The 11,032-nt window shown below is 61.0% G+C and carries 12 protein-coding genes; 2 read left to right on the top strand and 10 right to left on the bottom strand.

Annotation, left to right across the window (positions count from 1 at the left end; genetic code table 11):
- Positions 1 to 52: 52 nt before the first annotated feature.
- Complete coding sequence (gene ccmB / locus BN1079_RS00860; RefSeq protein ID WP_037021645.1) at positions 53 to 724, bottom strand: heme exporter protein CcmB; 672 nt, start codon at positions 722 to 724, stop codon at positions 53 to 55.
- Positions 721 to 1,356, bottom strand: coding sequence for a cytochrome c biogenesis heme-transporting ATPase CcmA (gene ccmA / locus BN1079_RS00855; RefSeq protein WP_037021644.1), 636 nt, complete (start codon positions 1,354 to 1,356; stop codon positions 721 to 723). Before ccmA ends, ccmB begins: the two co-directional genes overlap by 4 nt.
- Before the next feature lie 133 nt (positions 1,357 to 1,489).
- Between ccmA and fliK the strand changes: the two genes are divergently transcribed.
- Positions 1,490 to 3,013, top strand: a complete 1,524-nt coding sequence (fliK, locus tag BN1079_RS00850; protein ID WP_037021643.1) for a flagellar hook-length control protein FliK — start codon at positions 1,490 to 1,492, stop codon at positions 3,011 to 3,013.
- A complete protein-coding gene (locus tag BN1079_RS00845) occupies positions 3,010 to 3,330 on the top strand; it encodes an EscU/YscU/HrcU family type III secretion system export apparatus switch protein (RefSeq protein WP_037021642.1) in 321 nt (106 codons plus the stop codon). Before fliK ends, BN1079_RS00845 begins: the two co-directional genes overlap by 4 nt.
- A 6-nt stretch (positions 3,331 to 3,336) precedes the next feature.
- Here BN1079_RS00845 and BN1079_RS00840 read toward each other — a convergent pair whose 3' ends face one another.
- The 8 genes from BN1079_RS00840 to BN1079_RS00805 all read right to left on the bottom strand — a co-directional run bounded on the left by BN1079_RS00840 (position 3,337) and on the right by BN1079_RS00805 (position 11,022).
- On the bottom strand, positions 3,337 to 3,753 hold the full coding sequence (locus BN1079_RS00840) for a DUF2802 domain-containing protein (protein ID WP_037021641.1): 417 nt from the start codon (positions 3,751 to 3,753) through the stop codon (positions 3,337 to 3,339).
- 3 nt (positions 3,754 to 3,756) lie between these two features.
- The gene (locus BN1079_RS00835; protein ID WP_037021640.1) at positions 3,757 to 4,236 is read right to left on the bottom strand and encodes a chemotaxis protein CheW; all 480 of its coding nucleotides are present in this window, start codon (positions 4,234 to 4,236) and stop codon (positions 3,757 to 3,759) included.
- Between the two features lie 83 nt (positions 4,237 to 4,319).
- Entirely contained in the window at positions 4,320 to 5,132 is an 813-nt protein-coding gene (locus BN1079_RS00830) for a CheW domain-containing protein (protein ID WP_037021639.1), read from the bottom strand.
- Positions 5,133 to 5,211: 79 nt separating this feature from the next.
- Positions 5,212 to 6,000, bottom strand: a complete 789-nt coding sequence (locus BN1079_RS00825) for a ParA family protein (protein WP_037021638.1) — start codon at positions 5,998 to 6,000, stop codon at positions 5,212 to 5,214.
- Between the two features lie 108 nt (positions 6,001 to 6,108).
- Positions 6,109 to 6,894 carry a flagellar motor protein MotD gene (gene motD, locus BN1079_RS00820; protein ID WP_037021636.1) on the bottom strand — a complete coding sequence of 262 codons (786 nt, stop codon included), beginning with the start codon at positions 6,892 to 6,894 and terminating at the stop codon, positions 6,109 to 6,111.
- A 52-nt stretch (positions 6,895 to 6,946) separates the two neighbouring features.
- Positions 6,947 to 7,687 carry a flagellar motor protein gene (locus BN1079_RS00815; RefSeq protein ID WP_037021633.1) on the bottom strand — a complete coding sequence of 247 codons (741 nt, stop codon included), beginning with the start codon at positions 7,685 to 7,687 and terminating at the stop codon, positions 6,947 to 6,949.
- Positions 7,687 to 8,811, bottom strand: coding sequence for a protein-glutamate methylesterase/protein-glutamine glutaminase (locus BN1079_RS00810; RefSeq protein WP_037021629.1), 1,125 nt, complete (start codon positions 8,809 to 8,811; stop codon positions 7,687 to 7,689). The genes BN1079_RS00815 and BN1079_RS00810 overlap by 1 nt, the downstream gene beginning before the upstream one ends.
- 48 nt (positions 8,812 to 8,859) lie before the next feature.
- Positions 8,860 to 11,022 carry a chemotaxis protein CheA gene (locus BN1079_RS00805; RefSeq protein WP_037021626.1) on the bottom strand — a complete coding sequence of 721 codons (2,163 nt, stop codon included), beginning with the start codon at positions 11,020 to 11,022 and terminating at the stop codon, positions 8,860 to 8,862.
- Positions 11,023 to 11,032 lie beyond the last annotated feature (10 nt).

Genomic DNA, 11,032 nt, shown 5'->3' with positions numbered 1-11,032 from the left:
CGTCCGTCGACGGAAGCCGTAGCGCTATCGAATAAATCCATCGTGCAATCCATCACTCGCCAACGCTGATTTTCAAGCCAGCAGCTATGGCAAAGGGTGTAAGGGTGACCGCCAGGGCCGTCAGGCTGGAAAGCCATAACAGATGGCCAACAGCCGGCAGACCCTGCAACGCTGCCTGCAGCGCCCCGCTACCCAGAATGAGTACCGGGATATATAGCGGCAGGATCAGCAGCGCCAGCAGCAAGCCACCGCGCTTGAGGCCGACAGTCAATGCCGCACCGACCGCACCAAGCAGGCTGAGCACAGGCGTGCCTAGTAGCAGCGAGATCAGCAGAACCGGCAACGCGCTCATCGGCATGCCCAGCATCAACGCCAGCAGCGGCGCCAGCAATACCAGCGCCAGACCGGAAAACGCCCAGTGTGCCAGTACCTTGGCAAGAACCAGAAGTGCCAGCGGGTGTGGCGAAACGACCCACTGTTCCAGAGAACCATCCTCAAAATCGCTGCGAAACAGCCCGTCCAGTGAGAGTAGTACGGCCAATAGCGCTGCAACCCAGATCAGGCCTGGAGAAATGGTTTGCAGCAGCTGCGTCTCAGGCCCCACCGCCAACGGAAACAGGGCGATGACGATGGCGAAAAAAACCAGCGGGTTGGCCAGCTCAGCGGGGCGGCGAAACAGCAAACGGCTTTCGCGGGCCAGCAGTAGGGTGAAAACATTGCTCATGCCGCGCGCTGCCCCAGATCGATCTCACGAAAACCAGCCGGCTTTTCGGCGAGCGAGTGATGTGTGGTCAGCACCACCATGCCACCCTGCTCGCAGTGCGCGGCAAGGTGCCGCTCCAGCTGCGCCACACCGTGCTTGTCGAGCGCAGTAAACGGCTCGTCGAGAATCCACAGCGGCGGCGGCGACAGATACAACCGGGCCAAACCGACACGACGCTGCTGGCCGGCAGACAGCGTATGGCAGGGAACGTCCTCGAAACCGCGCAGTCCTACCGCCTCCAGTGCTTGCCAGATGGCATCACGAGTCGCGGGCTGATGCAGGGCACAAAGCCAGGTCAGGTTTTCCTCCGGGGTCAGCAACCCCTTGATACCCGCGGCATGGCCAATCCAGAGAAGATTGCGCGCCAATTCGTCACGCTGGCTTTCGAGGTTGCGGCCCTGCAGCCGCACTTCACCCGCCGTTGGCTGCATAAGCCCCGACAGTAGCCGCAGCAGGCTGGTCTTACCACTACCGTTGGGGCCGGCGATCTGCAACATCTGGCCTTTTGCGACCTGCAGGTCCAGCCTTTCGAACAACAGCCGCCAGTCCCGCTCGCAGGAAAGCGCCACAGCTTCTAGAAAGGGACTGGACACGCTATGGACACCTCAAGATGAAAAGGACGTAGCCGCTACAATGACAGGCTCGTCAGGCGGGCCGAATTATACATGCCGCGCATTGGGGTCGAAGACCACAAAGTCGAAAGGTTGTAAGAGCATTTAAGTAAAAATGACCGAGATCAAAGGTACCCAGGCGATTCCTCCTGCCAACCCGGCCCGCTCGGCGACAGCTTCGGCCGAACTGGCGTTGAAGCTGTTACAACCCATGCAGGGGCTGCTCGCCGCCGGAGAAAGTGCCGAGGCCGAAGTTGTCAGGATCAAGGAAGCGCTTCAAGCATTCCAACTGACGCTGCGCTTGACGATGGGCAGCGGGCGCCAGGCGACGGTAGAAGCCACCAGCAGCAAAGCGGTTGCACCGGGCGCTGCCCTGTACGTGACTGCGGCATCCGACACCCGTCTGATGGGCGTCCTGCAGCCGGGCAACCGCCAGCCGGTGAACAGTATTGATCTAGGCCAGCTTCCCGTCGGCACGGTGATTCAGGGCAAGGTCATTGCCAGCCAGCCGACCCAGCAAGCCGGCCAGACCACTTTCACTCTAGTGGTGAGCCTGCTCAGCTCGCCGCTGGCCGGGCAAAAACTCAATATCGAATCAAGCCAGCCACTGGCCCCGGGCAGTCTGCTCACCGCCCGTGTGCAAGGTGATCAATCCCTGGCTTTCATGCCCCTAAGCGGGCGCCTCGACCAGCTGATGCTAAGCCAGCACCTGGGCGCGCAGAGCAGCCGCCAGGGCTCGCTTGAAGGCCTTTTCAGCGCACTGGCAAACCCGGCAACGCTGCCCGACAGCTTGCGCAGCGCGGCCGAACGCCTGCTCGGCCTGATTCCGCAAGTGCAGGAGCTGGGCGACGCCAAGACTCTGGCCCAGGCGCTGGCCAAGAGCGGCATTTTTCTCGAAGCGCGCCTGCTCAATGGACAAACCGACAGCCTGCCCACGGACATGAAGGCCGCCCTGCTGCGCCTGATCGCGCAATTGCCAGGGCTCCCTGGTAGCGGGCCATTGGCGGCAGCCCAGACAGCCGCAACGCTTGGCCAGGCACTACCGGCATTCGCTCGCAATGCCCTCGGCGCACTCGGGCAGCCGAATGTACGCCAGCTTGCACAAAGCTTCCCGCTACCGAGCAGACTGCTATTCAATGCCGACGGCGAAGCCGATCTGGAACTGATGCTGAAACTGGCGGCAGCAGCAGTGTCGCGACTGCAGACCCATCAGCTCTCCAGCCTCGCGCAAACCCAGACCGGCCCCGATGGCACCCAGGTCACCACCTGGCAGATCGAAGTGCCGATGCGCGACGCTCGCGATATCGTCCCGCTACAGATCAAGCTGCAGCGCGAGGACGACTCCCGGCAGAACGCCAAGGAGAAAGGCGAAACCCTGTGGAAGGTCGAGCTGGCTTTCGACGTCGCCCCGCTGGGACCTTTGCAGGTGCAGGCGCAGTTGATCAACGGCAGCCTGGCCAGCCAGATCTGGGCCGAGCGCAGCGGAACCGCCCGGCTGATTTCTACCGAACTCGATTACCTGCGCCAGCGACTGCTCAACGCCGGACTGACTGTCGGCGAACTGGCGTGTCGCCAAGGCAACCCACCCCAGGGCCCGCGCACCGCACTGGATCAACGCTTCGTGGATGAAACCGCATGACTGCCAAGCCCCCGCGCCAAGCCATCGCCCTCACCTATGACGGCGTCAATACCCCAAGCCTTTCGGCCAAGGGCGACGATGAGCTGGCAGAGGCGATTCTGGCCATCGCCCGCGAGCACGAAGTGCCGATTTACGAGAACGCGGAACTGGTCAAGCTGCTGGCACGCCTGGAGCTAGGCGATGCCATTCCCGAGGCGCTGTATCGCACCATCGCCGAAATCATCGCTTTCGCCTGGTATCTGAAAGGAAAATGCCCACCGGGTTTCGAGCAACAAGCCGAACCGTCGCTGCCTCTGCTCGGCGGGCCCGAGTCCTGAGCCGTATCAGTCAGGCTTGCGCCGTGCCTGATGCAACTTGCTCATCAATTCGGCTTCGGACTGGGACAGCCCGCAGGATTGCGTCAGATCATCGACGCTGGCCCCCATGCCGACCAACTTGGCGGCCTGGGAGAAGGAAAAGTTGTTGGGATCACGCTGTTCAAGCTGGGTGATCCGATCAGGCAATGGCGAGACCGTGCGCGAAAGCTCGTGCAGTTCATGCCCCATATGCACACTGCCATCCAGAACACTATCCAGCCGAGCACCCAGCTCCTTGATTCGCCGATCCCGAACCGCATCGCTGCGCGCCTGCGCCTCGGCCTGCTGGCGCTGGCGCCGGAACAGCCAGATACAAAACCCCAGCAGCGCAACGCAGCACAGGGCAAGCGCGACGACCGACGCGACCAGCGAGGCAATCAGCATGTATCAGATGCTCTCAAGTTCCGCCCATTCTTCTTCGCTCATCAGTTTTTCGAGCTCGACCAGGATCAACAGTTCGTTGTTCTTGTTGCAAACACCCTGAATGAACTTGGCCGACTCGTCGTTACCGACGTTGGGCGCGGTTTCAATCTCGGACTGACGCAGGTAGACCACTTCGGCAACGCTGTCGACCAGAATGCCGATCACCTGCCGGTCCGCTTCGATGATTACGATCCGGGTGTTGTCCGTGACCGATGCGCTCTGCAGCCCGAAGCGCTGACGCGTATCGATCACCGTGACCACATTGCCACGCAGATTGATGATGCCCAGCACGTAGCTTGGCGCACCCGGAACCGGTGCAATCTCGGTATAGCGCAACACTTCCTGAACCTGCATCACATTGATGCCATAGGTCTCGTTATCCAGACGGAAGGTCACCCATTGCAGGACTGGATCATCGGAACCCTGCACGGAAGTCATCTTCATAGCCCTACCTCTTATATGCCGCCACGGCGGTCGATTCTATAGATTGCTCGGGCCACGGACGCAGCCCCTTGTTGTTCAAATGATTATGAAGGTACGCCCTTCAGATGGCGTGTGGCCCCGCTGGCGATCAGTTCCGCAAGCTCGGCTACATCGAGCAGCGCACACATATGGTCGATGACCGTTCCGGCCAACCAGGGTCGCTGGGTCCGCTGAGAGCGCCATTTGACCTCGCGCGGGTCCAGTCGAATCGAACGGCTGACCTGATGCACTGCCAACCCCCATTCGTAGCCTTGCACCGAGATCACGTATTGCAGACCTTGGCGAAAATCGTCGCGATACCGCTCGGCCATCACCCAGCGTGCCGTATCCAGTACTTTCAGGTTGCCCGCCTGGCTGGGCAGGATCCCGAGAAACCAGTCGGGCTGGCCGAACAGCGGCGTCAGCTCCTGACCTGCGAGTGGGTAAATCGAGCCGAGGCTGATCAGCGGTACCGCCAGGGTCAGGCCGGCGACATCAAACAGCAGACACTCGAATGGTTCCTCACCCCACTCCGGCTGGCCACCCTTACGAGGCGGCAGCCCGCCTGAATTCAACCCTGCCGTTTCCAGCGTGGCGACCGGTTCGATCAGTGCAGGCGGTGCCAGGTTTGCAGGTGCGGGCTCGAGCACCAGCGGGGCTACAGGCTCAGCCACCTCAATGATCGGCTGGGAAACTTCAGCCGGCGCGGGCTCAATCGCTCGCTGCTGATCGCGCAGCTGTTCTTCAAGCACAGCCGCCTTGAACTCGTCATGACTGACCGCCTCGGCCAACTCAAGGCTGGCATCCAACAGCAGCTCATCGAGGTACGACTGCAGTGCCTGTTGCGACCGATTTTCCTTAAGTTGGATGCTGCTCATGAAAACCACTCGCTCAAAGCTACTGGGTAGGCTATCGGCCGCGCACAGGCTGAACTTGAACTCGCTTCATGACGCGTCATCAGGCCACCTGCGGAGAAGCTTGTGCCGCCAGCAAGGCCTTGAGTAGCGAGCGATAGGCAAGCACCGCCCGACTGCTGGAATCGTGTTGCGAGGGGGTGACACCGGCGAGGCTGGCATCACGCAGACGCGTATCCACGGGTATGAAGGCCTGCCACAAATTCTCTTGATAACCGTTGCGCAGCACCTTCAGGGTGTTCATCGACGCCTGGGTGCGACGGTCGAACATGGTCGGCACGATGGTGTACGGCAGCGCCTGTTTGCGCGAGCGATTGATCATCGCGATGGTACTGACCATCCGCTCAAGGCCCTTGATCGCCAGGAACTCGGTCTGCACCGGGATGATCAGCTGCTGACTGGCGGCCAGCGCGTTGACCATCAACACACCCAGCAGTGGCGGACTGTCGATGATGGCGTAATCGAAATCCTGCCAGAGCTGCGACAAGCTCTTGGCAATCACCAACCCCAGCCCGCTTTGCCCTGGGGCCTGGCGCTCCAGGGTCGCCAGTACCGTGCTGGAGGGTAGCAGCGAAATTCGCTCATGGCTGGTCGGCAGCAGCAGCTGCCAGGGCAGACCTTCAGGCACCGAGCCCTGATGCTGAAACAGGTCGAAAACGCTGTGATCGAGATTGTCTGGATCATGGCCAAAATAGCTGGTCATCGAACCATGGGGGTCGAGGTCCAGCACCACGACACGCTTGCCGGCATCGGCGAGCAATCCGGCAAGGGCGATGGAGGTAGTGGTTTTACCCACTCCGCCTTTTTGGTTGGCGACAGCCCAGACTCTCATAACTCAATTTCCACCTAGCTCGAACCAGAGCATGAATAAGTCACAGCGACGCTGCCGAAGATTTGACGGCATTGCCCGCAACACTCGTTGATCCCAAGCAAAAGCATCTTATGTGCCAGACGGCTCGGCAGCGCGAGCCGCCTGTCCGCGCGAGCCGGCATCGCTCTGCCGCACATCAAGATGGCGTGATACAACCAGTACCACCCGACGATTGCGCGCCCTGCCTTCTGGCGTCGAATTATCTGCTATGGGCTGAAATTCACCGTAGCCTACCGCTGCCAATCTTGATGGCGCAACGCCATCGGCTACTAGCATACGTACCACACTCCCGGCGCGAGCGGCAGACAGCTCCCAGTTAGTTGGGAACTGTTCGGTGTTGATCGGCAGGTTGTCGGTAAAGCCCTCGACCCGAATCGGGTTGTCAAACGGTGCCAGAATCCTGGCGACCCTCTCCAAAAGCTCAAAGGCCTGATCATTGGGCAAAGCATCGCCGCTGGGAAACAGCAGGCTCGAATTCAGTTCGATCTCGACCCACATCTCGTTGCCGCGCAAGGTCAGCTGGTTCGCACCGATCAGGTCGGAGAAAGCTTCACGCATGCTTTGCATAATGCTTTCCAGCGGGTCCTGAGCCGCTGCGGCGTCATCGTGTTGCAAGTCTTTCGGTTCAGTAGTGCGAGGCCGCTCTTCGCCAATGGGAATCGGCTTGATCGCTCGATCGGGCTGGTTGAAGACACCGACCAGGGAATCGGAAAGAATCTTGTACTTGCCTTCATTGAGTGAAGAAATCGAGTACATGACCACGAAGAAGGCGAACAGCAAGGTAATGAAATCCGCGTAGGAAACCATCCAGCGTTCGTGGTTGTGCGCTTCTTCCTCGAATCTACGGCGGGCCATCTCTTCGCTCCCTCTGTGCGGCGCGCACCGCACGCCGGCGTCTACCCTTCACTCAGTCGATGAAACCCTGGAGCTTCATTTCGATCGAGCGGGGGTTTTCGCCCTCGGCGATGGACAGGATGCCTTCGAGCAGCAGTTCGCGGTAGGTGGTCTGCTTCTGCACGATGCTCTTGAGCTTGGCGCCAATCGGCAGCACCAGCAGGTTGGCAAACGCCACCCCGTAAATAGTGGCAACGAAAGCCACGGCGATACCGCTGCCCAGCTGACTGGGGTCGGCCAGGTTGCCCATCACGTGGATAAGGCCCATGACCGCGCCGATGATGCCGATGGTCGGCGAATAACCACCCATGCTTTCGTAGACCTTCGCCGCGCGAATGTCACGGGCTTCCTGGGTGTACATGTCGACTTCAAGAATGCTGCGAATGACCTCTGGCTCGGCGCCGTCGACCAACAGCTGCAAACCCTTGCGGGCATAGGGGTCGAGCTCGGTCTCGGCGACCGGCTCCAGACCCAGGAGGCCTTCCTTGCGTGCGGTGTTGCTCCAGCCGGTGACCAGGCTGATGCCTCTCATCATGTCGATGCGCGGCGGGAAGAAAATCCAGCCGATGATCGACATTGCCCGCATGAACACCGCCATGGGCGTCTGCAGTAACACCGCGCCCATGGTTCCACCCAGCACGATCAGCGCTGCCGGGCCGTTGAGCAGCCCGGAGATATGCCCACCCTCGAGGAAGTTGCCGCCAACTATGGCGACGAAGGCAAGCACCAGCCCGATAAGGCTGAGGACATCCATCAGATGCACGCCTCGTTCAGGTGCCGACCGATATCATCGAGCGGATAGACAGCGTCACTGAGGTTGGCCTTGGCCACGGCCATGGGCATGCCGTAGATGACGCAGCTGGCCTCGTCCTGGGTCCAGACCTGACTGCCGCTCTGCTTGAGCATGCGTGCACCCTCGCGACCGTCGGCGCCCATGCCGGTGAGAACCACCGCCAGCACCTTGTCGTTGAAGGCCTTGGCCGCAGAGCCGAAGGTCACGTCGACGCAGGGGCGATAGTTGAGTCGCTCGTCGCCCGGCAGAATGCGCACCGAGCCGCGCCCGTCGACCATCATCTGTTTGCCGCCCGGCGCCAATAGTGCCAAGCCGGGACGCAGCTGATCGCCATCCTCAGCTTCCTTGACGCGTATGTTGCACAGCTTGTCCAGGCGCTCGGCGAAAGCCTTGGTGAACGCGGCCGGCATATGCTGAATCAGCACGATAGGCGCCGGGAAACTGGCGGGCAGCTGGGTCAGCACGCGCTGCAACGCTACGGGACCGCCCGTGGAGGTGCCGATGGCGACCAGGCGATAGGCCTTGCGGCGCGGTGCGGGCGATGTTGATGTCGGGGCCGCTGCTGGTGCAGAAGCCGGTGCACTGCGCGATGACGTGAACGCCGGAACCGATGCGGCGCGGGTAGCTGGCGCAGGTGTCGGGGCCAGCGACGGGGCATGCGGAACGGAGACGCTGCCGGAACGTCGATTGCTGCGTGCAATGCTATGGACCTTCTCGCAGAGCAGCTGCTTGACCTTGTCCGGGCTGCGCGAAATGTCCTCAAAATTCTTCGGCAGGAAATCCACGGCTCCCGCATCCAGCGCATCCAGCGTCACGCGAGCGCCTTCGTGAGTCAGCGAGGAAAACATCAATACCGGAGTCGGGCAACGCTGCATGATGTGCCGTACCGCAGAAATGCCGTCCATTGTCGGCATCTCATAGTCCATGGTGATGACATCCGGCTTGAGTGCCAACGTCTGGTCAATCGCCTCACGCCCGTTGATGGCGGTACCGATCACCTGGATATTCGGGTCTGAAGAGAGGATTTCGGATACCCGGCGCCGAAAAAAGCCGGAATCGTCCACCACCAGGACCTTGACTGCCATAAAACACTCCTAGCGGCGGCGCATCCTCGGGAAGCGCCGCCCAACTGATCAGATCCTGCGTGCGTAACGCTTGAGCATGCTCGGCACATCAAGGATCAGGGCTATCCGACCATCGCCAGTGATGGTCGCACCGGACATGCCTGGCGTGCCCTGCAGCATTTTGCCCAGAGGCTTGATCACCACTTCTTCCTGCCCCACCAGCTGATCGACGACGAAGCCGATGGTCTGGTTGCCGACACTCAGGATCACCACATGCCCTTCACGCTGCTCCTCCTGCTTCGCGTCTGGCACAAGCCAGCGCTTGAGGTAGAACAGCGGCAACGCCTTGTCGCGCACGATCACCACTTCCTGGCCATCAACAACGTTGGTATGGGACAGATCGAGGTGGAAAATCTCGTTGACGTTGACCAGCGGGAACGCGAATGCCTGATTACCCAGCATCACCATCAGGGTCGGCATGATCGCCAGCGTCAGCGGCACCTTGATCACGACACGCGAGCCCTGGCCCTTGGTGGAAAAGACATTGACCGTGCCGTTGAGCTGGGAAATCTTGGTCTTGACCACGTCCATGCCGACGCCACGGCCGGACACGTCGGAAATTTCCGTCTTGGTCGAAAAGCCCGCCGCGAAGATCAGGTTGTAGCACTCAAGCTCACTCAGGCGCTCGGCCGCATCCTTGTCCAGCATGCCTTTCTCGACCGCCTTGGCGCGCAGGACATTGGCATCCATCCCCTTGCCGTCATCGCTGATGACCAGCAGGATGTGATCGCCCTCCTGCTCGGCGGACAAAACCACCTTGCCGGCGCGCGGCTTGCCGGCGGCCTCACGCTCATCCGGCATTTCGATACCGTGATCCACCGCGTTGCGCACCAGGTGCACCAGCGGATCGGCCAGTGCCTCGACGAGGTTCTTGTCCAGATCGGTTTCTTCACCGATCAGCTCAAGGTTGATTTCCTTCTTCAGGTTGCGCGCCATATCGCGAATCAAGCGTGGGAAACGACCGAATGCCTTCTTGATCGGCTGCATGCGCGTTTTCATCACCGCGCTTTGCAGGTCGCCAGTGACCACGTCAAGGTTGGCTACAGCCTTGGACATGGCCTCGTCGCCGCTGTCGGCACCCAGGCGCACCAGCCGGTTACGCACCAGCACCAGCTCGCCGACCATGTTCATGATCTCGTCGAGCCGCGCAGTGTCGACACGCACTGTGGTTTCGGCTTCGCTGGCCGCGGCAGCTGCCTTGGCAGGTGCGGCAACCGGTTTCGCTGCAGCCGCCTTTGCCGGTGCCGCACTTGGCTTGGTCGGTTCAGGCTTAAGCTCAGGCTTTGACGCAGGCGCTACTGCTTCTGCTTCGAACTTGCCCTTGCCATGCAATTGATCGAGCAGGGCTTCAAATTCATCATCGGTGATTTCATCACCAGCAGCCTCAGCGGCAGCGACCGGCGTATCTACGCTGGCCTGTTCAGACACAGCGGCAGGCGCCTCGCTAAACTGGCCCTTGCCGTGCAGCTGGTCGAGCAGAGCCTCGAACTCTTCATCGGTGATTTCGTCGCTAACCGGCGCCTCTGGAGCCTTGGCTGCAGACGCATGTTGCGCAGCACCGGAGTCGACCTTGAACTGCCCTTCACCATGCAGCTGATCGAGCAGGGCCTCGAATTCGGCATCGGTGATTTCATCGCTCGCCGCACCGGAATCGGCGGCAGGCGCATCGACAGCAGCCGAACCGCCCAGCGCCCCGAGCAGCTGCTCGAACTCATGATCGGCAGTCGTCACTTCAGGCTCCGGCTCGGCCGGAGCAGGCTCTGCTGCCGGAGTATCCAGCGTGTCCGGCTCGGCAAGCCGGGCCAGGGCAGCCAGCAGCTCGGGCGATGCCGGAGTGACTTCGCTGCGCTCGCGCACCTGGCTGAACATGGCATTGACGGCGTCCAGTGCCTGCAGCACGACGTCCATCAGTTCCGGCTCAACCCGGCGCTCGCCCTTGCGCAGGATGTCGAAAACGTTTTCGGCAACGTGGCAGCATTCGACCAGCTCATGCAGCTGGAGGAATCCGGCACCGCCTTTTACCGTGTGAAAGCCGCGAAAAATCGCATTGAGCAAGGCACTGTCATCCGGGCTGCTTTCCAGCTCCACCAGCTGCTCTGACAATAGTTCGAGAATCTCGCCGGCCTCTACCAGGAAGTCCTGGAGGATTTCTTCATCGGCGTCGAAGCTCATATTCACATCC

Source organism: Pseudomonas saudiphocaensis (genome assembly GCF_000756775.1).
GTDB lineage: Bacteria > Pseudomonadota > Gammaproteobacteria > Pseudomonadales > Pseudomonadaceae > Stutzerimonas > Stutzerimonas saudiphocaensis.
This window is presented reverse-complemented; position numbering and strand designations above follow the sequence as displayed.

What these genes read in the sequence shown, in the direction of transcription:
- BN1079_RS00815 (WP_037021633.1), bottom strand. Translation starts at nt 7,687, where the DNA reads ATGGATGTCCTCAGCCTTATCGGGCTGGTGCTTGCCTTCGTCGCCATA.
- motD (WP_037021636.1), bottom strand. Translation starts at nt 6,894, where the DNA reads ATGGCCCGCCGTAGATTCGAGGAAGAAGCGCACAACCACGAACGCTGG.
- BN1079_RS00835 (WP_037021640.1), bottom strand. Translation starts at nt 4,236, where the DNA reads ATGAAGATGACTTCCGTGCAGGGTTCCGATGATCCAGTCCTGCAATGG.
- BN1079_RS00805 (WP_037021626.1), bottom strand. Translation starts at nt 11,022, where the DNA reads ATGAGCTTCGACGCCGATGAAGAAATCCTCCAGGACTTCCTGGTAGAG.
- BN1079_RS00840 (WP_037021641.1), bottom strand. Translation starts at nt 3,753, where the DNA reads ATGCTGATTGCCTCGCTGGTCGCGTCGGTCGTCGCGCTTGCCCTGTGC.
- fliK (WP_037021643.1), top strand. Translation starts at nt 1,490, where the DNA reads ATGACCGAGATCAAAGGTACCCAGGCGATTCCTCCTGCCAACCCGGCC.
- BN1079_RS00845 (WP_037021642.1), top strand. Translation starts at nt 3,010, where the DNA reads ATGACTGCCAAGCCCCCGCGCCAAGCCATCGCCCTCACCTATGACGGC.
- ccmB (WP_037021645.1), bottom strand. Translation starts at nt 724, where the DNA reads ATGAGCAATGTTTTCACCCTACTGCTGGCCCGCGAAAGCCGTTTGCTG.
- BN1079_RS00810 (WP_037021629.1), bottom strand. Translation starts at nt 8,811, where the DNA reads ATGGCAGTCAAGGTCCTGGTGGTGGACGATTCCGGCTTTTTTCGGCGC.
- BN1079_RS00830 (WP_037021639.1), bottom strand. Translation starts at nt 5,132, where the DNA reads ATGAGCAGCATCCAACTTAAGGAAAATCGGTCGCAACAGGCACTGCAG.
- BN1079_RS00825 (WP_037021638.1), bottom strand. Translation starts at nt 6,000, where the DNA reads ATGAGAGTCTGGGCTGTCGCCAACCAAAAAGGCGGAGTGGGTAAAACC.